Source organism: Paenibacillus sp. FSL R5-0475 (assembly GCF_038004585.1).
Classification (GTDB): domain Bacteria; phylum Bacillota; class Bacilli; order Paenibacillales; family Paenibacillaceae; genus Paenibacillus_AQ.
The window spans coordinates 1,474,839-1,500,532 of sequence record NZ_JBBORK010000001.1 but is presented as its reverse complement, the minus strand read 5'-3'; the positions used below and the strand labels follow the sequence as shown (position 1 = coordinate 1,500,532).

30 protein-coding genes are annotated in these 25,694 nt (G+C 41.1%); 4 read left to right on the top strand and 26 right to left on the bottom strand.

Going from position 1 to position 25,694, the window contains the following annotated elements; genetic code table 11:
* Positions 1-11: 11 nt before the first annotated feature.
* Positions 12-776 (bottom strand): M15 family metallopeptidase, encoded by a 765-nt coding sequence (locus tag MKX41_RS06615; protein WP_340969201.1) that lies wholly within the window; start codon positions 774-776, stop codon positions 12-14.
* A gap of 45 nt (positions 777-821) precedes the next feature.
* Complete coding sequence (locus tag MKX41_RS06610; protein WP_340969199.1) at positions 822-1,727, bottom strand: hypothetical protein; 906 nt, start codon at positions 1,725-1,727, stop codon at positions 822-824.
* Between the two features lie 235 nt (positions 1,728-1,962).
* Here MKX41_RS06610 and MKX41_RS06605 point away from each other — a divergent pair, with 235 nt between their 5' ends.
* Entirely contained in the window at positions 1,963-2,496 is a 534-nt protein-coding gene (locus MKX41_RS06605; RefSeq protein ID WP_340969197.1) for a PadR family transcriptional regulator, read from the top strand.
* A 58-nt stretch (positions 2,497-2,554) separates the two neighbouring features.
* Positions 2,555-3,373 carry an SDR family oxidoreductase gene (locus MKX41_RS06600; RefSeq protein ID WP_340969195.1) on the top strand — a complete coding sequence of 273 codons (819 nt, stop codon included), beginning with the start codon at positions 2,555-2,557 and terminating at the stop codon, positions 3,371-3,373.
* A gap of 159 nt (positions 3,374-3,532) precedes the next feature.
* Here the strand turns inward: MKX41_RS06600 and MKX41_RS06595 are convergent, their stop codons facing one another.
* A complete protein-coding gene (locus tag MKX41_RS06595) occupies positions 3,533-4,987 on the bottom strand; it encodes a DHA2 family efflux MFS transporter permease subunit (protein ID WP_042193817.1) in 1,455 nt (484 codons plus the stop codon).
* Positions 4,988-5,036: 49 nt separating this feature from the next.
* Positions 5,037-5,606, bottom strand: a complete 570-nt coding sequence (locus tag MKX41_RS06590) for a TetR/AcrR family transcriptional regulator (protein ID WP_042187803.1) — start codon at positions 5,604-5,606, stop codon at positions 5,037-5,039.
* Positions 5,607-5,768: 162 nt separating this feature from the next.
* Between MKX41_RS06590 and MKX41_RS06585 the strand changes: the two genes are divergently transcribed.
* On the top strand, positions 5,769-6,203 hold the full coding sequence (locus tag MKX41_RS06585) for a DUF4395 domain-containing protein (RefSeq protein WP_076298904.1): 435 nt from the start codon (positions 5,769-5,771) through the stop codon (positions 6,201-6,203).
* Between the two features lie 3 nt (positions 6,204-6,206).
* Here the strand turns inward: MKX41_RS06585 and MKX41_RS06580 are convergent, their stop codons facing one another.
* The 19 genes from MKX41_RS06580 to MKX41_RS06490 form a co-directional block, all read right to left on the bottom strand.
* Complete coding sequence (locus MKX41_RS06580) at positions 6,207-6,740, bottom strand: hypothetical protein (protein ID WP_042187799.1); 534 nt, start codon at positions 6,738-6,740, stop codon at positions 6,207-6,209.
* Between the two features lie 103 nt (positions 6,741-6,843).
* Positions 6,844-7,719: a serine/threonine protein kinase gene (locus MKX41_RS06575; protein WP_340969192.1), complete on the bottom strand. Its 876-nt coding sequence runs from the start codon at positions 7,717-7,719 to the stop codon at positions 6,844-6,846.
* A 22-nt stretch (positions 7,720-7,741) separates the two neighbouring features.
* A complete protein-coding gene (locus MKX41_RS06570; protein ID WP_081951111.1) occupies positions 7,742-7,999 on the bottom strand; it encodes a GNAT family N-acetyltransferase in 258 nt (85 codons plus the stop codon).
* 89 nt (positions 8,000-8,088) lie between these two features.
* Positions 8,089-8,358: a PQ-loop domain-containing transporter gene (locus MKX41_RS06565; RefSeq protein ID WP_340969189.1), complete on the bottom strand. Its 270-nt coding sequence runs from the start codon at positions 8,356-8,358 to the stop codon at positions 8,089-8,091.
* Between the two features lie 87 nt (positions 8,359-8,445).
* Positions 8,446-9,420: an ROK family protein gene (locus tag MKX41_RS06560; RefSeq protein WP_340969187.1), complete on the bottom strand. Its 975-nt coding sequence runs from the start codon at positions 9,418-9,420 to the stop codon at positions 8,446-8,448.
* Between the two features lie 106 nt (positions 9,421-9,526).
* Positions 9,527-11,035, bottom strand: coding sequence for a MocR-like pyridoxine biosynthesis transcription factor PdxR (pdxR, locus tag MKX41_RS06555; protein ID WP_340969185.1), 1,509 nt, complete (start codon positions 11,033-11,035; stop codon positions 9,527-9,529).
* Between the two features lie 33 nt (positions 11,036-11,068).
* Entirely contained in the window at positions 11,069-11,380 is a 312-nt protein-coding gene (locus tag MKX41_RS06550; protein ID WP_340969184.1) for an AzlD domain-containing protein, read from the bottom strand.
* Positions 11,377-12,120: an AzlC family ABC transporter permease gene (locus MKX41_RS06545; RefSeq protein ID WP_149644341.1), complete on the bottom strand. Its 744-nt coding sequence runs from the start codon at positions 12,118-12,120 to the stop codon at positions 11,377-11,379. The genes MKX41_RS06550 and MKX41_RS06545 overlap by 4 nt, the downstream gene beginning before the upstream one ends.
* A gap of 147 nt (positions 12,121-12,267) precedes the next feature.
* Complete coding sequence (locus MKX41_RS06540; RefSeq protein WP_339803408.1) at positions 12,268-13,371, bottom strand: PRK06851 family protein; 1,104 nt, start codon at positions 13,369-13,371, stop codon at positions 12,268-12,270.
* A gap of 91 nt (positions 13,372-13,462) precedes the next feature.
* Positions 13,463-13,918, bottom strand: a complete 456-nt coding sequence (locus tag MKX41_RS06535; RefSeq protein ID WP_076298900.1) for an NUDIX hydrolase — start codon at positions 13,916-13,918, stop codon at positions 13,463-13,465.
* A gap of 150 nt (positions 13,919-14,068) precedes the next feature.
* Positions 14,069-14,689 (bottom strand): thermonuclease family protein, encoded by a 621-nt coding sequence (locus tag MKX41_RS06530; RefSeq protein WP_339270949.1) that lies wholly within the window; start codon positions 14,687-14,689, stop codon positions 14,069-14,071.
* A 171-nt stretch (positions 14,690-14,860) separates the two neighbouring features.
* Positions 14,861-16,039 carry an MFS transporter gene (locus MKX41_RS06525; protein ID WP_340969183.1) on the bottom strand — a complete coding sequence of 393 codons (1,179 nt, stop codon included), beginning with the start codon at positions 16,037-16,039 and terminating at the stop codon, positions 14,861-14,863.
* An 83-nt stretch (positions 16,040-16,122) separates the two neighbouring features.
* Positions 16,123-16,434 (bottom strand): ArsR/SmtB family transcription factor, encoded by a 312-nt coding sequence (locus tag MKX41_RS06520; RefSeq protein ID WP_060624147.1) that lies wholly within the window; start codon positions 16,432-16,434, stop codon positions 16,123-16,125.
* A gap of 47 nt (positions 16,435-16,481) precedes the next feature.
* The gene (mraY, locus tag MKX41_RS06515) at positions 16,482-17,435 is read right to left on the bottom strand and encodes a phospho-N-acetylmuramoyl-pentapeptide-transferase (protein WP_340969181.1); all 954 of its coding nucleotides are present in this window, start codon (positions 17,433-17,435) and stop codon (positions 16,482-16,484) included.
* A gap of 321 nt (positions 17,436-17,756) precedes the next feature.
* Complete coding sequence (locus MKX41_RS06510) at positions 17,757-18,386, bottom strand: hypothetical protein (protein WP_340969180.1); 630 nt, start codon at positions 18,384-18,386, stop codon at positions 17,757-17,759.
* A 114-nt stretch (positions 18,387-18,500) separates the two neighbouring features.
* Positions 18,501-19,244, bottom strand: coding sequence for an ABC transporter permease (locus tag MKX41_RS06505; protein ID WP_179085851.1), 744 nt, complete (start codon positions 19,242-19,244; stop codon positions 18,501-18,503).
* 48 nt (positions 19,245-19,292) lie between these two features.
* Positions 19,293-20,042: an ABC transporter permease gene (locus MKX41_RS06500; RefSeq protein ID WP_042193809.1), complete on the bottom strand. Its 750-nt coding sequence runs from the start codon at positions 20,040-20,042 to the stop codon at positions 19,293-19,295.
* A 127-nt stretch (positions 20,043-20,169) separates the two neighbouring features.
* A complete protein-coding gene (locus tag MKX41_RS06495) occupies positions 20,170-21,225 on the bottom strand; it encodes an ABC transporter ATP-binding protein (protein ID WP_042187774.1) in 1,056 nt (351 codons plus the stop codon).
* Between the two features lie 78 nt (positions 21,226-21,303).
* Positions 21,304-22,083: a GTP cyclohydrolase II gene (locus MKX41_RS06490; protein ID WP_076298895.1), complete on the bottom strand. Its 780-nt coding sequence runs from the start codon at positions 22,081-22,083 to the stop codon at positions 21,304-21,306.
* A 193-nt stretch (positions 22,084-22,276) separates the two neighbouring features.
* Here MKX41_RS06490 and MKX41_RS06485 point away from each other — a divergent pair, with 193 nt between their 5' ends.
* Entirely contained in the window at positions 22,277-22,603 is a 327-nt protein-coding gene (locus tag MKX41_RS06485; protein WP_042127276.1) for a winged helix-turn-helix transcriptional regulator, read from the top strand.
* Positions 22,604-22,694: 91 nt separating this feature from the next.
* On the opposite strand, the gene MKX41_RS06480 is transcribed toward MKX41_RS06485, so the two are convergent.
* The 3 genes from MKX41_RS06480 to MKX41_RS06470 are packed head-to-tail and all read right to left on the bottom strand — an operon-like array spanning position 22,695 to position 25,656.
* The gene (locus MKX41_RS06480; RefSeq protein ID WP_076298894.1) at positions 22,695-23,579 is read right to left on the bottom strand and encodes an ABC transporter permease subunit; all 885 of its coding nucleotides are present in this window, start codon (positions 23,577-23,579) and stop codon (positions 22,695-22,697) included.
* Positions 23,576-24,538 carry an ABC transporter ATP-binding protein gene (locus MKX41_RS06475; RefSeq protein ID WP_340969179.1) on the bottom strand — a complete coding sequence of 321 codons (963 nt, stop codon included), beginning with the start codon at positions 24,536-24,538 and terminating at the stop codon, positions 23,576-23,578. Before MKX41_RS06475 ends, MKX41_RS06480 begins: the two co-directional genes overlap by 4 nt.
* Complete coding sequence (locus MKX41_RS06470; RefSeq protein ID WP_340969178.1) at positions 24,535-25,656, bottom strand: hypothetical protein; 1,122 nt, start codon at positions 25,654-25,656, stop codon at positions 24,535-24,537. Before MKX41_RS06470 ends, MKX41_RS06475 begins: the two co-directional genes overlap by 4 nt.
* Positions 25,657-25,694: the final 38 nt, after the last annotated feature.

Genomic DNA, 25,694 nt, shown 5'->3' with positions numbered 1-25,694 from the left:
CAAGTTCTAGGTTATTCCACCTTGAAGTCAAAATATTGTTTAGGATAAGGTTCCTTGATCAACGTAAAATGCCACCATTCTTTGCTGTAAGGTTTAAATCCCTGTTTTACCATCGCCTCTTTGAGGATCGCCCGATTTGCTTTCTGAGTCTTGTTGATTAAGGGCGTATCGTAATAGGAGATGTCTCCGAAAAAATCAAAAGGGCTTCCCATATCTACTTCAGCTCCCGTTTCTTTATTTACGATCGTTAAATCGACGGTGCTACCTCTGGAATGGCCTGATTTTTTAGCTATAAAACCAAGTTTAAATAGATTACGTTTATCCAGTCGCGGATAATATTGCTGTTTCATTTTAGTATCTACGGCATTCTGTGACCATCTTACAAAATGATTCACCGCCGTCTGCGGACGATAAGCATCATAAATTTTAAGAATATACCCTTTATTCGCTAAATCCTCACTTACAGCCTTCAAAGCTGTTGCCGCTGTCCGCGAGAATATCGCTAAAGGCGCCTTGTAGCCATCAATCCGCTTCCCCACAAAATTATTATCTCCGTAATATCGAATCTCATATTGTGCCGTTGGAATCACTTCTTCCAGATAGACAAAACCTTGCGGTAAATGGTTCTTCTTCTCCATTTGCATTTGCTGCAGCACAGAGTCTGTTGAAGAGCCGACATAAGCAGCTTCAGCGCTACCCATAAACAAACTATTTGTCCACAACAACAGCACAACTGCGAAAACAGCGATTCTTATTCCTTTTGATCCTATTCTCAATTAATCCAGCCTCTTCTCAGATGTTGTCTTTACATACTCTAATAATTACGAGTTTACGGTTTCAACTAGAAATTTTTCTATTACAGGAGTGAATTTATTATTCGTAGAATTAAGTAATTGTAGTAGCTTTTCTAAAATCGAAAGAATTCTAGTATCAACTTTGCTGTTTTTCAGTGCATTCTCATACGCCTTTTTTACTTCTGGTTTGATAACTTGCTCATCATAGTCATATGCAGGTGTATTACTTGTTCCATACAATAAGCGGGACGTTGCAATGAGAAGTTCTTTTTGAAGAGCGGTTGAACGGTTAGAAGCAGGATATTTCGTCACAAAATCCTCTATTGCAAGCGCTCTATTCGTTAACTCGGTCCAACTGATTACAATCGCTGCATCAGATACACTCGGTTGATTAGATTCGGTGGCCATGATGTCAATATAAGCTGCGATGTCCTTCGTAATATACGGCTTAAAGATCTTAAATCCCTCATAATGCATTACCGGATAGTACATGCCCTCACTGGTCTCCAGCTTATATCCCTTATCCCGGCCTTCAATTAACACATTGCGTACGTTGGCATCTTTGAACGTATTAAGGAGTGAGGTATAGGTTAGATTTTTGCTTTTGGAAAAAGCACTATTTATCTCTTTCTGCATCTTGTCCGGAAAAACCTTTTCTGAGTATACAGATAAATGTGCCTTCTGTGCATTCTCGAGCTGAAGTGTCATCTGAGTCGCTGTCCAGGTATCCACTTCTTTGATATGGTTAATTAAATAATTACGTGCGTTAGCAAGAGATGTCGGCTTCTGTACATACTGCTGGAATTGATTATAAACGCCTGCAGATTCCGTTGCCGTTGCGGCAGATACTGGCTCTATACCCAAAGTACTGAATCCTGTCACTGAACCAAGGGCTATAGCAATACTTAACAAGCCGGATTTTTTCCAGTTCAATAGATGACCTCCCTTTTGCCATATATGTAATTGTACTTAATATTTAGACATACGGGAATAACCTAAAACTAATTGGTTCATAGTACCCATTCCAAACAATCCTCAAGGAACAAGTGATTTATGATTTCGATAAAGTCACCTGTATCAAAATAATATATATTGACACAATATATATCTAACCGATATATTATAAGCGTGATATACAAATATTTCTAAACAACAAGGAGGTTCTATTTTGAACAGTCAGGATGTTATTTTAGGCATGCTTATGAAAGAATCGAAGACTGGTTACGAAATAAAACAGTTATTGGAGGATGTATTCTCTAATTTCTATAGTTCTAGTTATGGAACGATTTATCCCACACTTGCTCGTATGGAAAAGGAGGGTTTGATAACTAAGGAAAATGTGCAGCAGGAAGGTAAGCCTAATAAGAATCTTTTAAACATCACGGATAAAGGAAGAGATAGTTTTAACGCCTATTTACTAGCTCCACTAGAGGCTGACAGTATTAAGAAATCTGATTTTATGATGAGACTATATTTTGGTGAATTTGTTGGGTATGACAAGGTGATTCTTTGGTTGAAGCAGGTACAGGAGGAATCACAACATAAGTTAGATCAGTTACTTGAGCAGTATTCACTTTATAAAGATGAAATGCATCCAGCGCAGATCATCTGTATCCAAATTGGCATTGAAGAATATAAAGCAAAACTCAAAATCATTGCCGAAGGGTTGTCAAACATGGAGCAGTTAGTGCTTACGAAGTAAGTTTTGTACGTACCAAGTGAAGATGTAATGCTAAGAAAACTTTTAGGAGGAATTGTTAATGAAAACAATTTTTATAACGGGTGCTTCGTCTGGCATTGGGAGAACTACAGCAAAACATTTTGCTGAAAGAGGATGGAACGTCGTAGCCACGATGCGTTCACCTGAACAAGAAAGTGAACTTATTACACTTGATAATGTATTGGTTTTACAGCTTGATGTTGAGAAATTAGACACAATTCAACCTGCGTTAGCGGAAGCGATTAAGCGGTTCGGTAAAATTGACGTTCTTCTCAATAATGCTGGTTATGGAACAATGGGTCTTATTGAAGTAGCTACGGATGAGCAGATCAGAAGACAGTTTGAAGTGAACGTGTTTGGTCTTATCAGTATGACTAAAGCCATATTGCCACATTTTAGGTCTAATCAAGATGGTTTACTGATCAATATCTCTTCTATGGGAGGGAAAGTAACCTTTCCTACGATGTCTCTGTATCATTCAACGAAATTTGCGGTAGAAGGTTTTTCTGAATCCGTATCTTATGAATTAGCATCACAAAACATCAAAGTAAAGTTAATTGAACCTGGTGCCATTCAGACGGACTTTGGTGGAAGATCGATGGAGTTCTTTTTTAATGAAGAATTAACGGACTATAAACCCTTTACAACTGCATTTTTGGGTAAATTGGGTGAGATGGAAAAACAACCTACCTATGCTTCGCCTCCAGAAATTGTTGCGGAAACAATATATCAAGCCGCCACTGATGGGACAAGTCAGTTCCGGTACATTGTTGGAGAAGATGCAAAAATGCTCATTCATATGAAAGAAAATACAGATGAAGCAGAGTATCTGACTAATATAGCCCAGCATTTTTCTTAAAAAGAAGTTAGGTAGCGGACGCTTCTCGGTATTCTACCGGGGAGAGGTCCCTCTTTCTTGTTATGATTAAAAAAATCCCCTCCGATTATCAGTGGTATGTTCATATGTACATGAACCTTCTCCACTATCTACCGTAAGGGGATTTTACAAGCTTAATGATTAATGCATTGGTGTATTCATTTTATGATTAACGACTACTCTTTTCACGAAGAACGCAAGAATTAGACCTACAATCGCCATACTCATTCCGAAAATAAATGCATTTTGTACACCTTGCGTGAATGCAGGCAACATATTAGCTGGATCGGCAGGATCGGCCACAGTCTTCAAATAACTCTTAGAACCTGCGGACATAATGCTGACAGCTAATGCAGTACCGATCGCACCAGCAACCTGCTGCAAAGTATTCATGATCGCTGTACCATCTGGATATAATTCTAACGGCAGCTGGTTAATTCCGTTGGTTTGTGCAGGCATAAATACCATCGACACACCAATCATAAGCGTACTGTGAAGTACGATTACGAATACAACCGTAGAAGCAACAGTAATACTAGAGAAGAACCACAAAGCAGTAGCTGCAATAATTAGACCCGGAATAACGAGCCATTTGGGACCGTATTTGTCGAACAGACGACCCATGATTGGGGACATCAATCCGTTAATAATCCCCCCTGGAAGTAGCAGCAAGCCTGCCTTGAAAGCTGTATACCCTTGACCCTGTTGAAGATACATTGGAAGAATCAACATGGATGACAGGATAACCATCATACAAATAAATACCATAGCCACACCAATAGAGAACATTGGATATTTAAAAGCTCGCAGATTAATCATAGGCTGCTTCATCTTCATTTGGCGCAAACCAAACAATAAGAGTGATACCACACCTACTACGATAGCAATGATTACTTTTGGACTTCCCCAACCAGCTTCTTCACCGGCGCTACTGAAACCAAACACGATTCCACCAAACCCGATTGATGATAACACTATGGAGAGGATGTCGATCTTCGGCTTCGTAACCTTCGTTACATTCTGCATGAAGAGGATCCCGAATATCAATGCGATCACCAGGAATGGCAGTGACAGCCAGAAGATCCAGTGCCAGCTAAGGCTTTCAATTAGAAGACCGGCAATAGTAGGACCGATCGCTGGTGCTACCATGATAACCAACCCTATCATCCCCATCGCGGCACCCCGTTTTTCAGGAGCAATGATAATAAGGATCGTATTGAACATAAGTGGTAAAAGAAGCGCTGTACCCATTGCTTGTACCACACGCGCTGTTAATAGGAACTCAAAACTAGGTGATACTGCAGCTAAAAACGTTCCAAGTATTGAAAAACATAAAGCAGCAACAAACAACTGTCTAGTCGAGAACCACTGAAGCAGCATACCCGAAATCGGTACTAGAATTCCCAGTGTAAGCAGATAAGCCGTCGTCAACCATTGTGCTGTTGCTGGAGTAATTTGAAGGACATTCATAAGATCACTTAAAGCTACATTCAGTGCGGTTTCACTGAACATTCCGATAAATCCTGCAAGTAGTAAAGAGACTAGAATCGGAATGGTTTTAAACTTCTTTACTTCCTTTTGTTGCTTTCCTTGCATAGTTGCTTCCACTCTTAATCCCCCTGATGTTCTTATCTATTGTCTATCTCTAACCAAGTATTGCTGGGATAATCTTCGCCGCCGCGAGAAGCGGCTGTTCATCCCGTAAAGTCAGCGTCTGAAGAAGCGCTCCTTCAAATAATGAGACTATTACTGAAGCCTTATCGGCTGCAGTGTTGCTCTCCACACCTTCTTCCAGAAGGCGTTTCTTGATCACATCCTGCAAGTCCATAAACACAGATTTACATGCAGTCCGCAGCTCCTCACTAATACAAGAGGTCTCCGCCGCTAACCAAAAACTAAATGGAACAATCCCCTCAAATGAAGATTCCACTGCATCCATAGCCATGCCTAGAATAAAATCCTCCATTGCTTCAGCTGCACTATTGCTGCTCTCCATATGACAGTTCAGTTTCTGAGCGACTGTTAGACTAGTCCGGTTAATGCATGTTAAAGCCAGCTCTTCTTTACCGTGGGGGAAGTAATAATAAAGAGATCCCTTCGGTGAATCGCTGTCTTTAATAATCTGATTTAGTCCTGTTGCATGATATCCCTGAGAAAAAAATAATTTCGAAGCGGTGTCCAGAATCGCCTCACGCGTATTCGGCTTGTTCGACAAGCTGACACTTCCTTTGCATTATAACAATTGGTCTACATAATAAAACCATATTTTTAAGAGATATGTCAACATATAAATTACTTAAATTCAAAGTAATCTACTTCCCATTCCCTCAACCTCAGCGTATACTATAATTATTCCAATAAGAAAGGTGTGAATAAAATGCAAGACGTGCCAAAAGGAATTCCACGACCATTAGTAAAGACTAATCAGGCGTTTATCGTCATTTCTGTAATATTGACATGGCTAACAGGACAGCACTGGATTCTTGCGCTGCCCTTGTTTGCCGGATTGCTCGGACTCTTGTTCGGTTATAATCCCATCATTAAACTGGCTGCTAAGTTTCTGACAAAAGAACGTTCGCACTATGTACTCGAAGACTGGTCACAGCAACAGTTTAACCAAACGATTGCTGTCTTCTGCCTCACAGGTGGTCTGATCAGCTTCATCGCGGGGTGGACGATTGCTGCCTATATTTTCACAGCGCTAGTTGCAGTGGCAGCCACTGTTGCGATACTTGGTTTTTGTATCGGATGTTTTATCCATTATCAGTGGAGAATGTACAATTACAGACGTAAACAGAGCAGCACACATTAAATCTTAATCTTTCTCTTCTCCAACAACATCCCAGCGATGGCGAAATTTTAGTAGCCTTGGATGAAGTGATGAAGGTGCAGATGGTAACAATAAGCGGATCTTTACAATCCATTCTTCAAAAGAGGAGTAAGATGCAAACTGATTCGCCACCTCAGGTGTTAAATACAAAAAAATCGGCGAAGGATAGATTTCTGCAAGATGTCGAAGCGCAGAATCAAGCGGAGTATATTTCTTTCGCTTTCCTTCCAAACTCTCTACCGTGATGAAGCTAAGTCCTTGCTCCCTCTTCCATTCATGCAGCCGGTCCTCACGCTTATAATAAGCGCTCACCGGCTCTTTGGTCATCCGTCTCACCGTTTCTTCATGAAGCGGATATAGCACTAGCTTAGTGAAACGCCGATCGGTGGCCGTTTTTGCCGCGATTACAAGTTCCTGATCTGTTATATGTTCAAAAGAATCGTAAAACACTAACGTCCCTTTACGTTGTTCAACCGGTGGCTCATAGCCGTAGGGAACATGCTGAATGTCTCTTTTCATTGAAATCCCTCCTGCTTGTTCTATTTATAAATCATATCATGTGACAATAGCAGGGCTATCATTCTTATCTTACAGCTTAAGCAGTTCTCATTTCCCACCTACCTCAAACAATTCCTGCTCTATCCCAAGCTAATTTAAATTCCGCTACACTCTGATACCGCTGCTCACGCTCCAGGCTAACCGCCCGTAAAGCAACCTCGTAGTGAGCTTCGCTCGCCTCCCATTTTGCAAACGACCGGTCGGAGGCTCCTCCTAAAAGAACAAATGAAGTTGCGCCCATATTGAATACATTGGTAACTTCATCAATCGGTGCACCCAAGATAAACTCTTCCGGTGACTTGAATCTGGATGAGCCCCAGAAGTTCTCTCCCAGATCATTTACAGTTGGCTTAGGTCTATAAAAATCAATATCACAAATCCTTGTTTCATCGTTCGCGAAATTATAAAGAATACTTCCATCATAAAAATCGACGGCGACATAACCCTGCAACTCAACATGTTCATGAAACGCAAAGATTACGTCTAAGGACGCTAAACGTTTTTCAATAGATAGTTGCTTATAGCGGTAAAAAGGCGATTCCGGATGGTTCAACTTAGCTTCTCCCGCAAACAGCCAATGCGAATGCAAACATTCACCTTCAAACCATTCAAACACCGCTACATATCCCACTCCAACTTCAAAATGTGACACCAGATAGATCAGCACTTCAGATTCAAGCTCTTTATATAACGGAATAGCTTTCATCAAATTATCAACAGCATCCGAGGGGTTTCCATCGTAAGTCAAAGGCTTTGCACCAGCAAATTTCACAAAATACCTCTGACCTTCCTTCTCCACACCAAAAGAAAGATTTCCCGAGTCCTGCTGATCGAACACTTTGAACACCCTGCCAAGTTTAGATAACCAAGCAAAATCACAAGGCTCTTGCAATTGAAAAGTTACTGCATCGATTTCGTATGTAAAATATTTTTCGCTCAAATGTACCTCCACATTTACTAACCTAAGTTAACTCTATTTTCATAAAGATTCCGGCGATGATTGTTTCATGAGGACCTGTTCTTTTGACAATTTCATACGGCTTAAACCCTAACCTGGAGTATAATAACATCCCTTTAGTATTCACATTATGACAAACTAGATGTAACTCTTGAAGCTGTAAGTCCTCTTTAGCAGCAGCAAGCATGGTACGAATCAAATACTCCGCGGCTCCCTTACCTCTATAATCGGTTGAAACAATAACATTTCCTAGCCAGTACAAATCTTGTTCTTGTCATATTGCGGCATAGTCCGTAGATGCGGCTTTTCGATAACTGTACGTCATTCCGTTTCCTACCTTCTTAACTTCAATCATGAACTTGCTCGATATTTAAGCACTAGAATAATAACCAGCAACACAACACATAAGGACATCGTATTCGTAATCAAAAAAGCTAAACCTACTCCCGTAACCGCCAAACTTATCGCGTATGCTTCCATTAGACTAATCCCGAGCAGCATAAGTAAATACGACTTCAAATTTAAATCGGCTACGGATTTTGATTTGAGGATTTGAATAATTTGAGGAATCCATCCCAAAGACAGGATCACCCCACCTATTAATTGCATGATTGCAAACATATGAGCACCTCCACGGATTTTATTACTGTTGTATTCCGGGCGGCTCCATCTGGTTCCAGTTCATACTAAATTAACAATTATTTTTAGCTACTCTGCTTCTTTAAGCTTACTATATGCATAAGAGGCCGCACCAATAGTTCCAGCCCGACTCCCTAGCGAAGCTTGAACAATTTCACACTTACTGCCAGATAGCTTCAACGCATGCTGATTTACAGTTTCTCTTACAGGTTGGAGCAACTTATCACCCGCTGCTGCCATCCCCCCACCTACAATAATAAGATCAGGGTTGAGCATATTCACTACATTCGCTAATCCAAAGCCAAGTATAGTCCCCGTCTCCTGCATGACCTCCATAGAGATAGCGTCTCCGAGTTCGTAGGCTTCAGATATCATTAGCGCGGTAATTTGCTCTTCTTGATCATTAGTCCAGGTCTGAATCATGCTGGTTCGGCCTTCCTTCAGCTTCTCTTTAAAAGTGTTCACCATGCCAAGCGCGGAGACATATCGTCCCAAGCAGCCCGAGCTCCCACATTTACAAGGTCGTCCGTTCCTGTACATATTCATGTGCCCAATTTCACCAGCGCTATAAGACGTGCCGTAGATTACTTTCCCGTTGTTCACAATACCCGATCCTAAACCCGTTCCCAAAGTAATCAGAACTAGATTGTTATAACCTCTGCCTGCACCTTGCTGCCATTCTCCATACAGATTAACCCTTACATCGTTATCAATGAAAATAGGGAAATCATAAAACTTCTTCATCTCGTCAACAACATGTACTTGCTCCCACCCCGGAAAATTAGGCGAGAAAAAAGAAATGCCCGCTACCGGATCAAGTAATCCGGGCACTCCGATTCCCATACCTTCTACTAAATCTAACGAAATATCCGCTTCAACCGTAATCAAACGTACAGCTTCTCTAATCCGTTCCAGCACATGTAACGGGCCTTTGGCTGCCTCTGTAGGTGTAGATATTTCTTTTACAGCTATAAAATCGAAATCGTAAATTCCTGCTTTGATATTCGTTCCACCGAGATCAATTCCTATAATGTAGCGTTTCATAAGAACCTCCAGAATTAGAAATAACTTCACCTTTCATTATGAATGTCTGAAGGCTGAAACTATAGAGGGAACATACAAGTTATATGATAAAGTTCCAACATTTCTATTACAAATGACTACTACTAACTGTCGCTTCTACTTCGGCTAACATCAATCTGTTCACACCCATCTTAATCTGATTCTCAGTAAGATTAGAATAGCCTAGTAGAAACACAGGTCCCTTAGGTTTACTCTCCAGAAAATAAGAGGATGCAGGATATACACGAACTCCGTAACGGAGCGCCACTTCAGCTATACGATTCTCTTCGGCATCCGACTCCAGCTCAATCAGTAAGTGCAGCCCCGCTTCCTCGCCATAATATCGCACTCGACTCCCAAATTCAGTATTCAAGCTATTTACGAGACAGGCTCTACGAGAGGCATACAGCTTACCCATCTGTGTAACATGCCTTGCATAGTGACCATTCTGAATAAATTCAGCTAACGCTTCCTGATCCAAAGCAGAAGACATGCGATCTGTAATCCATTTAACGGCCAAAAAAGGTTGAAGCAAAGCCGGAGGCAGCACAACATAACCTATCCGCAGAGAAGGAAATAATACTTTACTAAAGCTGCCTACATAAATGACTCGACCCTCAACATCTAGACCAGCAAGCGCGGATAATTTCGGACCCTCGTATCTATATTCACTGTCATAATCGTCTTCAATAATAAAAGCATGATTAGCGTTCGCCCAATCCAACAGCTGAACTCTTCGTTTCAAGGACAGTGTCGTCCCAAAAGGAAACTGGTGAGAAGGCGTAACATAGACTAGCTTTGGCGATTTTTTAAGATTACCTTCTTTATCGTTATCACTGTTTGTCTGGATCTCTTCCACACAGATGCCATCTTGATCTACTTTAACAGGTATGACCTCTACCCCAGCAAAAGAAAATATTTCACGCACAACACTATGTGAAGGATCTTCAACAATGACTTGATCACCTTTAAATAAGAAAATCCTCGATAAAATATCAAGAGCTTGGGTAGCTCCAGAAGTAATCACGATTTGTTCTGGAACAACGGGCATAGACCGCGTGGAACGTAATAAACGAGCAATTTCTCGGCGTAGTCCCAGTGAACCCTCCGCAGGGCCATAGCCTAAAGTATCCGGTGAAGCGCGGCGGCAAGCATTCATTAGAGCTTTTTGCCATTGATCCATAGGAAACGCATCCCAAGCAGGTACACCATGTCGAAAATCGCAAAATACCGGGTTCAAATGATCAACTTCTCTAGTAGAAGGAGGATTAAGCGTAAGGATATCAGGTCCCTTCGTTATAAAATTGTAAGGGCTCTCATAATCTTTTGTAACTTTCTCCTCCAGCGTCAACTCCGCAATAAACGTTCCCGCCCCTTTTCTCATCTCCAGATACCCTTCTGCCTGTAGTAGCTCATAGGATTGAAGGACCACGCTTCTGGATACTCCAAGCTGATTGGCCAAAGTTCTAGACGGAGGCAGGGGGTCCCCTCCGCTTAAAGCTCCTGAATGGATAGCATTTCGAACTTGCTCGTAAATTTGACGGCTAAATGGTATCTGTCGTTCTTTATCGAGTGTGATCAGCAAATCATGCTTCATAAGAGGTCCTCCCCTTCTGTTCCGACTTTTGATTTAAAAATATAGGGTTAGCATTTTTACGAGTATTGCTGCGGAAACAGAGCCTATAATCACGAAGAGCAGCGGAATTTTTCTAATTAATACCAGTATAACAGCGACAGTCCCTGATGCGATACCCACAAGATTAACATCTGGGTCTACCTGAATGATTCCAGGTACCGTTAACGCACTAAGAACCGCTATAGGCAAATACTCCAGTAGCGCTTGGACTTTGGAAGAACCATTTGTATGGTTCGTAAGCAGTAAAGGCACAAAACGAAATAAAAATGTAATAACAGCCATACCTATGATGATTAATATAGTCATACGGATACCCCCTTCTCCGCTTTCACTTGCCCTTTAATTAAGGAACCCACTGCCATGCCGATCAACATAGCTATAAGAATCGAAGAGTTTCCCAGCAAAGGGTTCAGTAGCCAAGATGATCCTGCAGCTGATATACATATAGCCATATTCCGTAAGCTGCCTTTCAATTGAGGTACAACAAGTGCAATTAGTAAGGCATATAATGACGTGTTTAGCGCCGGTAAATATAAAGCTGGGATATAGGAGGCAAGGGTGATCCCCGAAGCTGTTGCTATCAGGTTAGCGACATAGGGAGGGATTTGTAGGCCTAGCAGATAAGGAAGTCCTAATGGTTGGTTCATTTTTTCATTCTCCGTTTTACGATTTACGCCTTCTCGAGGGATCATACTAACGGCATATACCTCTTCTGTTAAACTGAAGCCAATCCAAGTTCTCGCTAGTACACTGATGTTACGATTTAACTGCCCTCCAAAGGATAAGCTGATAAACAAATATCTTAAGTTAATGATCAGAGTAAGCAGTAAAATCACTGGAGCGGCTGCTCCTGCGGCAAGCATTTTTACACCGATAAATTGACTAGCCCCCGCAAATACGAGCGCTGACAATAAGAATACTTCCAGACTTCCTAGACCTAACCCCTTACCGACCAATCCAAACGTAAAGCAAGCTGGGATAAATCCTGCAACAATTGCGATAGAATCTTTTAGCCCTGTTCTAAACATTACTTTTTGATCATTCATAAGTTTCTCTCCCTTATCATTGTTACTAGAGAGAGCATACTTGGATACAGTTCCAGTGGAAATAACCACATTGGTGCGTATGTACCATACCAATTTCTTTTCTCACAAAAAAAGACCACCCTCTAGAGAGCGATCTTAAATGTAGGTTTAAACCTCCAGTGGACTTTCAACAATCTCGTTGATTTCCTCTAAAATCTGCGATTTAATCTGGTCTACTCGATCAAAATTCAGGGTAGAAGTATAGATTTGCTTTAATGCAACTAGGAATACTTTTGCGTCTGTAAGATGTTGTGTGGATTGTTTCATGGTACTCGAATATCGCTCTTTAATGCCGGCTATAGCTTCGGAATATTCTTCATCTGTACCAGGCAGTATACAGCGGGAATACATATCGACGATCTCGTCGGTTGCCCGATCAGGGTAGTACTCATGTGGAGCCGTACTATCAAAAATAGCAAATCCAAGCTCACGCACGATAATCATATCAAGGCTATTTGGATCGAAGCCACAGTGGTAAATTTCAACATCGAAACCACGTTTGATGCCTTCAGCCGCTATTTTCTTCAAAAGTGTAGATTTTCCGGAGCCCGCACGTCCTTTAACCAAATATCTTTTTAGTCCTGAGGTTAGATTAGGAACAAAATCCACGGCCCCCTTAGGCGTCGCCGCACCTAAAAAACGATGATCTACCCGGCTGGATTTTTCAGATTTCTGATCACCATACAGAAGCTTAATATACTCCTGTGTCAGTTCGTCGGCTGCTTGAAAATCCATTTTCGCGATATAAATTGCTTCCCATTCGTCATGAATGCGAAGAGCTTTAGCAAAGCCAGCATAAGCCAATTCATGTTCTTGTTTAATGGCTCCGACTAAATTATCGATTTCCAACTTCTGCTGGCACAACTGGAACTGATCAGCGGCCTGCTCCAAATCTACAAATACGATGGACTCTTCAGGCAGTTCAGGGTTTATTACTCGCGGAGCTGTTCCATCCACAATTCCTATATTTAATTTGGGAATAATCACACCGTCGAATGAATCGTTATCTGATGCAGTGTGGATGAACCAGATCTCATAACCTTGTTGATTCAACTGCTCTCCAATTTCTCTAATCAGTTTGGTCTGCCCCGTACCTGGGCCTCCTTTTAAAACATATAGACGCGTTAAACTTTGCAATGACGACTCATAGAGGCTGTAAAAACCGTGAGCCGTATTCCCGCCAGCAAAGAAATTGAGGATTGTTCCGTTCATAATCGCACACCTTTCCGGGCTAATGTCATGGTTCATATTTCATCGTATTATGGTTCCCTGGGAAAGGTGACACTTTAAGTGAGATGTGGTCTTACTTCATAAAATGATCCATAAATCTCTTAATGACTGGAACATCAGGAGGTGATAACTCGCTAGGCAATTCTCCATAATTAAAAAAACGGACTTCTTGCACTTCAATTCCATCTTCTTTAAGCGCACCGTCAAATTCTGTACATAGATAAGCGGCTACAACATTATATACTTCATCACCGTTTGGATATTTGTAATAAAGCTCTTGTCCAGAAAACATGTCGAACAATTCAAGTCCTCTGGCTTGTAAACCTGTCTCCTCAAAAAGTTCCCTTTTAGCAACCTCTTCCAAAGTCTCCCCAAGCTCCATCGAGCCACCTGGCAACCCCCAGCAACCGTTGTCCATTCTACGTTGTAATAGTAATTGCTGCTCGCTACACAACAAAACACAGGCTCCTGCCATAATAAGCGGCCTGGTACCTACTAGTTTTCTTAGCTCCATAATATAATTGCTCATTACACAGCATCCTTTTCCTTAATGGCTTGTTTTTTTGTTCATCCCCAAATATAATCACAGGAATCATACCACAATATTACATTTATAACATTCGAAAGCAAATAAAAAAGCTACCTCATGGTAGCTCTATAAATCCTGATTACTAGATAATCATTTCGTTTTTGGAACATGAAAACCATTGTTTTGCGCGTAATTTTCAATACTCCAGATGCCGATTCCCTGCTCTCTTGCTTTATCCTGTATAGCTCTAAATTGATCTACGTATTTCGTATTAGGTGCAAATACATATGCCACACGTGCATAACCCTGCTCTAGCAGAAGCTCATTAAACATTTTGCCATCGATATAGAGATAACAGAGTAGACGACCATATTTATCTCGTTCTGATACATCTAGTTCAATTTGCACATCTTTATTAGTAAGCATCTTTTTGGCATAATCAGAGGCTTCTATCGAAAATGGCTGTGGCTCAGGAATGTTCGGATTAACGGATTCAGGGGTATCGACTAGTAGCAAGCGTACTGTTTCTTTTTTACCGTCGATAGTCAGCTTCATGGTGTCACCATCAACTACCCGTGTTACCTTAGCATCTAATAAACGTCTGTTATCCTCTTGTGTATTCTTTGCCGTAGCATCAGATTTAGGACTAGGACTTGTTGTTATAGATGGAGCTTGATCTGAAGTAGACTGCTCGGCGAAAGTGCAAGCGGTAGCTGTTCCGAGTATGAGGGTGATGGCTAAGCAGATTTTTAATAGATACGTTTTACTCATGGTTAAACCTCTTTCTTATACATATGTAATAGCTTCATGGGGTCTAATTAAAATAAATCAAAATAGTAAAAAACACAAGTTTGTAATATTTAATATAGAAAACAACGACAGCTATGTACCAGAAAAATAAGATACATGGCTGTCACCGTTTTAATAAATTCATAATCTCCGTTAATCACCCAGCTTAGCTTCTGCTACGTTTAAGTTGGAAATTTTTATTTTGATTATGATCGATAAGAAAGCAAGCAGGGAAAACATAATTCCGATCCAGATGAGCTGATGTATTCCTGCATGAGAAATAAACCAACCACCGATAGCAGTCCCTATCGTAATTCCAAGATTGGAGAATGAAATAAACAAGCTGTTACCGAATTCGGGAGCTTCTTTTGCCTCGGTCGTTAACCATGCTTGACTGACAATGAGTCCGCCGGAATGCACTGCCCCCCAAATGATTATGATAATAACCATCGGAATGAAATAAGATCCTAGATAATAAACGAAGAGGTAAGTTACCGCATATAGCAGAGGAAACATGATGACGGTCTTTGAAATGCTTTTATGCAAAAGGCCCCCAAATAAAAAATTCCCAAAAATCATGACTATACCAAAGGCCATCAACATGATACTAATCCATGATCCATTCATCTGTGTTACTTGTCCAAGATACTCAGCGAAGTAACTATATACAGAAAACATAGCTGCAAAGATAAAAATAACAGTCACAATATTTAACCATAATAGAGGTTTGCGTAGTATACCAAGCTGCTTGCCATAAGACATTTTTTCTTTAACAGGCATGGAAGGAAGCCAAGCGAGTATCCCTAAAAAGGCAATTATACTTACAACAGCACCAAACAGGAAAGCAACTTCTAATGATATTTTGTCTGCAAGATAAGAAGTCAAAGGCACACCAAAAGCAAACCCGACTGTGATTCCGGCGAAAACCTTTGTAACTGCTTTAGTACTCTTTTCTGGTGGGACAAGTTGAGCAGCGGTCACAAGAGCAACTGAAAAAAAGACAGGATGAAAAATAGCAGGGATAATACGAAAAATCAACATTACTTCAAACATAGTTGTATAAGCGTACACAACATTTGAAATTGCAAAAATAAGTACAGCCGTTAATAGAATAACTTTACGATTGATACCAGAAGCCAGTAATGTTAGAAATGGACCAGAAATGGCAACGACTAAAGCAAATATACTTACAAGCCATCCAGTCTGTGAAGTCGATATATTAAATTTTTGAGTTATCTGCGGTAGAACACCTATAATCCCCATTTCCGTAGTGATAATACCAAATACACCTAAAGCCAGAATAATGATAAGCAACGGGTTAATCTTTTTCATTTTTAAAATAATCCTCCATTTTATATTTACATATATAGATTTGTAGATATGTATTATCAAAAAAAAGTCTTCCCTCCTCTCATTTATAGTTTCTGTTTAATATACTCGGAAAATTCCTGAATTGTCTTCTCGTTCCGACGATAGTACGTCCACTTCCCAATTCGCTCTGATTCCAACAAACCAGCTTTTTGCATTGTCAACAAATAACTCGAGATAACAGACTGTGCAAGTCCCGCTTTAGCTTGAATATCTCCCACGCATATTCCAGTTCGAAAACTTAGGCCTTGTTGTAAATAAGGCTTCTCATCAAAGAATTCCTCCGGAGTTTTTAACCACATCATAATTTGACTACGTGTCTCGTTAGACAAAGCTTTAAATATCACTAAAGGTTCCATGCATTTCATTATATCTACTTTTATAGATTTGTAAATGTAAAATTTATTTAGTGCATGAGATATTTCCAAATTAACCAGCAAATCAGTACGGATACCCACGAAATGAAACCGAAAATCATCACGATTTTGTTTTCGCTCCATCCATATTTTAAGCTGAAATGGTAATGGATCGGAGCCATCCGGAACAGCCGCAGCTTATTCCGTTTATAGTACCAAACTTGTAACATGACCGATAACTGCTCCGCAAAATAGACGAAAAACAAAATCGGAATCAAAAGCTCGACCTTCTCAATGACAGCTAAAATGGAAAGGGAGCCACCGATCGCCAGTGATCCTGTATCGCCCATAAAAGCTCTTGCCGGATAAATATTATAAAGGAAAAGCCCAAGCAGACAGCCGATCATGACAAGGGAAAATGTCTGCACTTCAGGTTTGTCCGAAATCATAAAAAAGAAAAAATACGTTGGAATGGCTACATTGATCAGTAGCCCATCAAGACCGTCCGTAAAATTGATGGCATTTGCGGAGCCCACTACAAACAGCAAAATGATTCCGACATAAAGGTACAAAGGCAGTTGCAGATAGTGTCCTTGAAATAACACAATATCGCTCGTCAGACCGAACGATTGGAACAACACATACAAAATGATTCCAGTAAAAATAAATTGAAGCACTAGCTTTGAGCGACCGGTGATGCCGGACGGATTTTGCCAAAAAGCCTTTTTGAAATCATCCAGAAATCCGACCGAGCTGAACAACAAAAACGTGACGCATAAGAGTAACATTAGAGGTCCGGGATGAAACTGTAACGAGATCGCTATCCCGATAAGCAGGACCAACCCTGCCATAAGCGGTGTACCACGTTTGGCCTGATGATCCGCTGGTAACTCGGAGCGAATTGGCTGCGTTAGCCTCAGCCTGTGCAGTGTCCAGATCAACAACGGCGTAAATAACGCCACTAGAAGAAAAGACAGGCCGGAAATAGCCATAATTCCAAACATATAACAAACTGCCCCCCCTTTGAAAAACAATATTTTAATACTTCCACTCCAAATACTCTACTCTGGAACCTAACTCACACTCACGAAATTGATTTGAGAGTTATTAAGATCGCTTGAATTATGTAAAGTTTTATCCCTCTCACTTGTATCTTTAGTAAAATGATATATGTAAATAAAACTTTGATAAAGAGAAAGTATTCTGTTTTTATTTCCTATTTTCGCTCCTCATTAAGAAATACTTCCGATCAATAAATAAAGGACTGCCTATCGGCAGCCCTTCATTTATTTCGCATCCCTCTCTGTTTTCAAATCGATAATTACCTAAGAGTCTAGCTCTGCTAATTCCTGAAGGATTTTCTCAATATCACCATCAGGATTTAACGCTTTAATCATCTCTTTCGTAATAGCTGCACCCTCATAAACTTGTGCAACAACCTCTAAGGGGAGTATGAGTTCAAAATAACCTTCGGCAAATTCCACAAAATCCTCAGCAGTGCGGAAAATAGTCCCTAGCAAAAAGTCCGAACCATCTTCTGTCCCCGCTGGAATCTCTACCTTCCCCTTTTTCCACGTCAAGTCATTATTTTCACGCCAAAAACAAAAAGTAACATCATCCTTAGCTATCGCCTCTTCTTCAAGAATAGACAATAGTGAGGTGGGGACTTCTTCATAGATTCCTGGCCAAACTTCATGTTCGTCGCGCGCATATGGACTTACTTCGGATTCATGATCAAAACCTTTAATTATCGTTCCTTGAGGTGCAAAAATAATAAACAAATGATCACCTGAGCCATTATCGATCGATGCTAGAGAAACATTCTTATCAAATTTAGAATCAAAACTATGATAGCGAAGCCATTCCTCTGAACATAGGACAATATTTAGAGAAGCAAGTATTTTCATGAGTTTTTTTAAGTTTTCGGGTGCTGGTAAAATATCTAACACATTCATCTATGATTCCTCCCCATTCTAGTTATTAATGATTTTAGCATATTGATGAATTAGGAGTGAAAAAAAAGACTACCCGAAGGTAGCCTTTCCAACTTAACAAGACAATAGCTTAGCTTAAGATCCCGCGCCCTTATATCTTCTAACCCCATAACTCCAAGCTAACAGACCAATCCCAAGGAATATCGCACCTACAACAGGTGTCATCAGCGCCAGGCTCGTCATTTCTTCACGCTGCAGGAAGAGCGCTGCTGGATATACCCCGACGAATGCAAACGGGATAATCCAAGTTAGAAGTACCTGAATAGCACGATTGTAAATCGTTACCGGATAACGGCCATAAGTCTGAATGTTGTACATTAACGGAAGAATACCCGTAGGAGCATCCGAATAGAAAGACAATGAAGTCAATGTTGTATAAATCCCAGTATAGATGGCGACGGCACTTAACGTGAGAATGATCAGAGCCGGTATCGTCCACCATTCAAAGGGAAGACCCAGATTACTACCACTGATGGCCATAATAATAATACCTATGAATGAGCCCATTAGTGCTGGTGGATCAACATTTTCCAAAAAGATCTGGAACAGATTATGCGCCGGACGTGTCAAAATACGGTCCATCTCACCTTTGACGATATAACGCTCACTAAATCCCCATAGATTCACAAAACAACTAAACACCCCAAAAGGCACCATAAAGAACCCATAGACGAACACTACTTCGTTCTGATTCCAGCCGCCAAGGCTATCCGTATGCATAAAAATTACTAGTATAAAGATAAAGTTTGTAGCCTGAAAGAGCAAATCTGATATGACCTCTACCCAAAAATCGGCGCGATAGGTGAGCCGGGACTTCATATAGTTCTTAATGTATTCAATTAATAATCCAAGGTAATACACGTTTCCTCAACCTCCCTGCACGAAGAGACGCTGCCGCGCCGCATGATATAACCAGACAATTGGAATCAGTAAGGCCAGGAACCAAACGATCTGTATCCCCAGTACATTCCAAATCCCAACCCCTTGCACCCGTCCTGTAAATACAGAACCCGGCAAGTAAGTAATCGCCTGAAACGGCAGCACCTTAAGTATAGAAGATAGCCAGTCAGGAAACAGACTGATCGGCACGATCAGACCAGAGAACAGATCAACAATTACCCGCTTCATACGCATCATGCCCTCATTATTCTCAACAAAGAAAGCTGAGAGCCCAGTAATAATATTGATCTGTGAATTAATCAAAAAGCTGAAAAAGAGCATTACAAGAAACCCCGCCCAAGCAGATGGTGCTGTCGGTAATTGAACCGGGAACAACAACATCGCTATAGCCATACCCGGAATCATAAACAAGAGAAAGCGGAACATTCCCTCTCCGAGTCCTTGCATCATTTTGACTAAGACATAGTTATAAGGCCTTATAAACTGGATAGCGATACTTCCGTCTCGTATATCCGTAGAGATCTCACGATCTAGATTATTAAAATAAAACGCACGAGCCATCCAAGAAACAGCGACATAAGACGTCATTTGCGTTGCGGTAAAGCCACCAAGTGAATCCCCATTACCATAGATGGCCATCCACGTGAAATAGTTAACCCCAATATTCAGTGAATAGATAAGAATACCTGAGTAGTAGTTGATCCGATAAGCAAGCATGGTAAGGAACCGGATCCGTATAAAATCTAAGTACGCCCCAAATAGTAATCTACGACTATTCTCTGGAGGACCACCTGAAGGTGAACCTCCTGAGGACGAGGACATAGCTGTTGAAGCATTAAGCTTATCAGACATGTAAAGCCTCTCTTTCATCCTTCAGAGCGGCAGCTTGTTTCTCTGGTTTATCCGCAGACCCGGATTGATAAATACTGCGAACAATATCGTCCGTATTCGTCTCAATGATTTTGATATCAGTAATGTCGGCTTTCCCTACTACCCGTCCCAAAACATCGGATACATTAATATCCAGCGGTATCCAAACCGATGCTCCAAGATCGTTGTCTGCAGACCAAGTAACCGGCATCCCTTCAGTCCAAAGCTCAAGCAATTGCCGTTTCGTTGCATTTCCGAATTGAAATTGAACTTCACGTCCGGTTCCCCAGCGCTGTTTCAGATCTTCTAGGCCGCCGTCATAAATAATTCGACCATCGTCAAGCATGATCACCCGCGAGCAAAGGGCTTCAATATCTTGCAGATCATGTGTAGTCAACAGTATGGTTGTTCCATGCTCACGGTTCATATCTTTAAGGAATTCACGGATCTCTGACTTCACCACAATATCTAAACCAATGGTTGGCTCGTCCAGAAATACAATCGAAGGGTTATGAAGTAATGCTGCGACTAATTCACAACGCATCCGCTGACCGAGACTGAGCTTACGAACAGGACGATTCAGTAGTTCTTGCAACTGCAATCGTTCGACTAATTCATCCAGCCGTTTCTTGAAGTCTTGTTCAGATACCCGGTATACCTTGCGCAGCAGCTGGAAGGATTCAATGACCCCAATGTCCCACCATAGCTGGCTGCGTTGCCCAAACACCACACCGATATTCTTCACGAATTTCTCGCGCTCCAAATAAGGAACATAACCACCCACCGTAAGATTTCCTGAAGTGGGTACGAGAATGCCCGTGAGCATTTTGATCGTGGTTGATTTCCCGGCACCGTTCTCGCCGATATAACCACAAATCTCACCTTCGGGAATGGAGAAGGAAATATCCTTCACAGCAGTTACTTCCGTATACTCCCTTTTAAACAAATCAGCGAAGGCCCCTTTGAGACCTTCGCGGTTTTTTTGTACTTTGAATGTTTTGCGTAAGTCTTGTACTTGAATAGCAGTCATATTGTACCTCACTAAGCTTAAAGTTGGGTTCCAGTAACCCATTATAATTGAAGAAGTGCAAAAGCACTACCTCAATTTTTACTTAGCCAGTCTTCCTACAATTGGATTCGCTTCTTTCACTGCCTCTAAATGTCCTGAACGAGCCACTTTGGTGCGTAAGTATTTCTCGTTAAAAGAAGATACATCTCCCCACAGCGCTACTCTTTTCACAGCATTCATACCTGCAGTCTTGAGAGCTTCCAGTTTCTTCGGATTGTTCGTAATTAACGTGACTGGTTTTTGACGTAGCTGTTGTAGAACGCTGATCGCTTCTTCATAATTTCTTGAATCATCAGAAAAACCCAGTTCTAAATTAGCCTCAACTGTATCGTATCCTTCTTCTTGTAAAAGATACGCTAAAGATTTGCTAAACAGTCCAATGCCTCTACCCTCATGGTTAGCAAGATAGAATAACGCACCTGAACCGTGTTCGACGATCATTTTCATGGACTGATGCAGTTGGAAGCCACAATCACAACGTTTGCTGCCAAAAATATCGCCGGTATGACAAATGCTGTGCATCCGAATCAATGCTTCATCTGAGCCTTCGAAATCACCATATACTAAAACACTGGATTGCTGACCATCTGCGAGGCTCATGGATGGTAACTTTGAAATCAAAGCGGCTGTTGCTTCACTATTATCACCAAGAAGCTCTGCATCCGTAGTGTTCAGCCAGTTGTACCATTTAAAAGTAACAGTCTCTCCGTCTAAATTCACGGGTAAAGTAATCGGTCCAACCAATATATTTGTACTGTTTTCTAAAGGAATCCGAGTAATTTTATTTTGTAGGATAGAAATAATATCTGGTTTTGTCATGTGTAACACCTTCCTCAATTTCATCTGGTATAGCTATAGCTATACATAAGGATCGAATATTAGTTAAAATATAAGTAACTATTTGTAAGTAAGTTTATCATTGTAATATAACTTCGTCAAGTTATAATATATCTTTAAATATTTATAATTACTTTATGTAAGTTTATGATATAATGAATGTCGAGGTGATATTATGAATGATTTCAACATGTGTCCTCGCTTTGAGAAAGCGGTAGACTTGCTAAGTAAACGTTGGGTCGCGCTGATCGTTTTCGTGCTTATGCCAGGTCCACGTCGTTTTGGCGAAATAGAAAGCTGTCTGTCCAATCTAAGTGGTAAAGTGTTATCTGACCGATTAAAAGAAATGGAAATCGAAGGAATTATTGAGCGGACTGTATATCCAGAAATGCCAGTACGCATTGAGTACTCCCTTACTCCAAAAGGAACCGCGTTGGCTCCTATACTTGGTGAAATTGGAAATTGGTCTACGGACTGGATTGAGCTTGGTGTTACAAATTAATCCGACTTATACTAACTTGAAGAGCCCTTTTTGTTCCGTAAATCCGGCAACAAAAAGGGCATTTTAAGTTATTCGATATATTGTTAAACTGCTATAGATCTTTCCGTTGAAAACGATACAATCCGATTAAGAACGCGATTAGTGTATAGAAGATCGCATAGACGATAAATGTATTAGATGGGACTGAGGTGAAGTTATCTAACCCAAATAGACTATTGGAAGCGTTAAACATCCCGTTCATTTCGTTAATACTAAACAGTTCAGCAGTCATTCTGCGCTGTAACCCATCTACAGGCATAAGTAAGGACATTATACCCGTCATATTATTTAGAGTGCTAAGTGCTTCGGGCTTAGATAATAAAGAACTACTTACCTTGTCAATCATTCCTCCTAGCCATCCTGCTCCATAAAGCATCGTCATAAAGACTCCATTTCCAAGAGCTGAGAAGAATCCTGAACCCAGCATAGAAACAGTTATTAGCAACGGTACGATGGAAGAAAAGAGCAAAAATGATTTGAATAACGCTAATCCATCTCTTGGAATTGCGGTATGGGCTTGCGTAATTAGCAATATAGAAACAAATAAAATAAGTGCATAACCTATTCCTAGTGTTACATAACCAAGCCAGCGACCTGCGTACCATTTCCAGCGTGGAATTGGTCTTGGAAGCAAGGCTTGCATCACTCCCTGCTCTGCTTCACCTGAAATGGCGGAAAACGAACTAAAAATAGCTAAAAAAGCAATTACAAATGCTCCGAAGAAAAATCCAAACGATAAAATAAATAAACCATTTGTAAAACGAATCAGGAGTTCTTCTCCGCTAGGAAAACTCGATCCGTGAGACATAGAACTTTGCCCGATCGTACCCGCAATAAACCAAAACCCAATAAGAAAGACCACGGTCATAATTAATGTCAGCACCATTACTCTTTTGCGCATCAGTTCTTTCCAGGTCATACCCATTATAATTCTCATTCGTGTTCACCTCTGTGGCTTAGTCCTGATACAGCATTCATAAACCACTCTTCTAAACGTTCTTGCTGATGTGAAACTTCATATAAGGTCATCCCTTGTTCTATAATCAGTGTATTCAGCCAACCCACCTGCTCTTCACTTTCCAGCTCCGCTTCCAACCAAACCCAACTACTGTCTGTGGATTCTTCGGTATGGGAAGACACCCGGATCTGCAAGCCTGTCTGATCTTTTAGCCACGACAATAAAATAGGCGCAAAGCCGCCTACTTTAAATCGCCAGCTCATACGCTTGTTTAACACCTCGGACACTTTACCATGCCGGAGAATAACTCCGTTATTAAGTAGCGCCATTCGGTCGCAAAGTACTTCAACATCCTCTAACAGATGAGAGTTTAGAAATATCGTAACCCCTTTTTCTTTTAGATTCTGTAATATACGCCGGACTTCCTGACGTCCGATTGGATCTAGTGCCGATGAGGGCTCATCCAAAAAAACGATAGCCGGCTCATTAACAAGTGCACAAGCTAAACCCAGTCTTTGCTGCATTCCCTTAGAGTAATGCTTCACTCGGTCACGTCCACGCTTACCAATTCCAACCTCATCAAGAAGTTGTGGAATTCTCTTATCTGCTACAGACCGTTGCATTCCGCATAGTCTTGCATGCAGCCTCACAACCTCCTCACCCGTTAGCCATTCCTGATAACGATACAATTCGGGTAAATAACCGATTAGTGATTTAGCTTCTAGCGAACCAATCTTATGCCCGAACAGAGTTCCACTGCCACTTGATGGATGAATAAGACCTACAAGCATTTTTACAAAGGTGCTTTTACCTGCACCGTTAGGGCCGAGGAAGCCAAAGGCTTCCCCTTTCCCTACAGTAATACTTACATTTCGACAACCGCGTCCGTTATCATATTCTTTAGTTAGGGACTTGGCTTCAATTGCTGCAGTACTCATGATTCAATCAGCTCCTGAACCTTGGTCATAAGCTTCTCTTTACTCGAATAGAGCTCACCTGACAAATTGAATAGCTGTCCATCCTGAATCCACGTAGCTTGATATACAGGACCGCGGCTGTATTCATAATTGTCAACTATAACTAAAGTGTCACCCACAGTTATTTGCTCCGTATTTTCACCAGCGATTAACGGCATTGGGATTTCTCCGGATAAGACCCTGCTTTGCATTAAGCTAGTCTTCAAGTAATCTGGGAGCAGTGGGAAATTCATTACAGCTTCCAAAGCCTCTTCCACTTTAATAGAAGGATCAACGTTAAGTACAGGTGCATTCATCTGCGACAGACTTGCCCAGTGCGTTTCGTCAGATGAGAGATTGTAATTCACAAATTCCGGGATATGAAGTGTAATTGGTTTACCGTCAATCGATTCGGGCAGCAGATGTTCTGCTCCAATTTTTTTCAGGGCTTTGTTCACTTCGTCCACTTTCAGATTAAGCGTGATATCTTGTGAAGCACCCACCGTAACTGAATTATGCCCTTCCACTAAAGCAGCGGTTTTCGCTGGATAGCCTAGGGTAGCCTTCAGTTGATCCGCAGGCAACTCACCAATGTAAGCTCCGCTAGCGTTTGTAAACTCACCGAATTGATTAATTGATCGATTAAGTTCACCGTCTTCAGCCACCTGTGTAAAAATATTACGCAGATCACTCTCATGAACAACCGTAACCTGTTCCATCCGGAACTGATTCAGAATGGATGCCATTGCTGTGTTTCCAATTGGGGTCGCGAGAATGACTGCAAAAACAGCTACACTCGCAGCTACAACTCCTAGCTTCCGACGACGGTTCATACGCAGTCGACGCGGACGTTGTACTTTCTTATCATGGGTAGTTACAAGTATGTCCTGTACTACCGTTGGAGTTGACTCTGATTCAAGGTTCTCTAGATTTTTTGGCTGATTTAAGTTAACAGAATCCTCAACTTGGGCTTCCGTATTTTGACTCCATTTTGCCCATTGAGGATTATAAGGCTCATTCTCTAACTTACTCTGTAGCTTGGCCCAGGCTTCGTCTGTACTTTGCTTATCTTTATCTTGCTTTCCTGAATAGTTATTCATTATTGTACCTCCTGATTTTAAAGATTACTTCTTAACTT

What these genes read in the sequence shown, in the direction of transcription:
- MKX41_RS06600 (WP_340969195.1), top strand. Translation starts at nt 2,555, where the DNA reads ATGAAAACAATTTTTATAACGGGTGCTTCGTCTGGCATTGGGAGAACT.
- MKX41_RS06485 (WP_042127276.1), top strand. Translation starts at nt 22,277, where the DNA reads ATGAATGATTTCAACATGTGTCCTCGCTTTGAGAAAGCGGTAGACTTG.
- MKX41_RS06545 (WP_149644341.1), bottom strand. Translation starts at nt 12,120, where the DNA reads ATGAATGATCAAAAAGTAATGTTTAGAACAGGGCTAAAAGATTCTATC.
- MKX41_RS06520 (WP_060624147.1), bottom strand. Translation starts at nt 16,434, where the DNA reads ATGGAACCTTTAGTGATATTTAAAGCTTTGTCTAACGAGACACGTAGT.
- mraY (WP_340969181.1), bottom strand. Translation starts at nt 17,435, where the DNA reads ATGTTTGGAATTATGGCTATTTCCGGCCTGTCTTTTCTTCTAGTGGCG.
- MKX41_RS06495 (WP_042187774.1), bottom strand. Translation starts at nt 21,225, where the DNA reads ATGACTGCTATTCAAGTACAAGACTTACGCAAAACATTCAAAGTACAA.
- MKX41_RS06530 (WP_339270949.1), bottom strand. Translation starts at nt 14,689, where the DNA reads ATGAGTAAAACGTATCTATTAAAAATCTGCTTAGCCATCACCCTCATA.
- MKX41_RS06580 (WP_042187799.1), bottom strand. Translation starts at nt 6,740, where the DNA reads ATGAAAAGAGACATTCAGCATGTTCCCTACGGCTATGAGCCACCGGTT.
- MKX41_RS06475 (WP_340969179.1), bottom strand. Translation starts at nt 24,538, where the DNA reads ATGAGTACTGCAGCAATTGAAGCCAAGTCCCTAACTAAAGAATATGAT.
- MKX41_RS06510 (WP_340969180.1), bottom strand. Translation starts at nt 18,386, where the DNA reads ATGAATGTGTTAGATATTTTACCAGCACCCGAAAACTTAAAAAAACTC.
- MKX41_RS06480 (WP_076298894.1), bottom strand. Translation starts at nt 23,579, where the DNA reads ATGAGAATTATAATGGGTATGACCTGGAAAGAACTGATGCGCAAAAGA.
- MKX41_RS06535 (WP_076298900.1), bottom strand. Translation starts at nt 13,918, where the DNA reads ATGAGCAATTATATTATGGAGCTAAGAAAACTAGTAGGTACCAGGCCG.
- MKX41_RS06490 (WP_076298895.1), bottom strand. Translation starts at nt 22,083, where the DNA reads ATGACAAAACCAGATATTATTTCTATCCTACAAAATAAAATTACTCGG.
- MKX41_RS06500 (WP_042193809.1), bottom strand. Translation starts at nt 20,042, where the DNA reads ATGCTTGCTTATCGGATCAACTACTACTCAGGTATTCTTATCTATTCA.
- pdxR (WP_340969185.1), bottom strand. Translation starts at nt 11,035, where the DNA reads ATGAAGCATGATTTGCTGATCACACTCGATAAAGAACGACAGATACCA.
- MKX41_RS06595 (WP_042193817.1), bottom strand. Translation starts at nt 4,987, where the DNA reads ATGCAAGGAAAGCAACAAAAGGAAGTAAAGAAGTTTAAAACCATTCCG.
- MKX41_RS06585 (WP_076298904.1), top strand. Translation starts at nt 5,769, where the DNA reads ATGCAAGACGTGCCAAAAGGAATTCCACGACCATTAGTAAAGACTAAT.
- MKX41_RS06550 (WP_340969184.1), bottom strand. Translation starts at nt 11,380, where the DNA reads ATGACTATATTAATCATCATAGGTATGGCTGTTATTACATTTTTATTT.
- MKX41_RS06525 (WP_340969183.1), bottom strand. Translation starts at nt 16,039, where the DNA reads ATGAAAAAGATTAACCCGTTGCTTATCATTATTCTGGCTTTAGGTGTA.
- MKX41_RS06505 (WP_179085851.1), bottom strand. Translation starts at nt 19,244, where the DNA reads ATGAAGTCCCGGCTCACCTATCGCGCCGATTTTTGGGTAGAGGTCATA.
- MKX41_RS06470 (WP_340969178.1), bottom strand. Translation starts at nt 25,656, where the DNA reads ATGAATAACTATTCAGGAAAGCAAGATAAAGATAAGCAAAGTACAGAC.
- MKX41_RS06565 (WP_340969189.1), bottom strand. Translation starts at nt 8,358, where the DNA reads ATGTTTGCAATCATGCAATTAATAGGTGGGGTGATCCTGTCTTTGGGA.
- MKX41_RS06540 (WP_339803408.1), bottom strand. Translation starts at nt 13,371, where the DNA reads ATGAACGGAACAATCCTCAATTTCTTTGCTGGCGGGAATACGGCTCAC.
- MKX41_RS06560 (WP_340969187.1), bottom strand. Translation starts at nt 9,420, where the DNA reads ATGAAACGCTACATTATAGGAATTGATCTCGGTGGAACGAATATCAAA.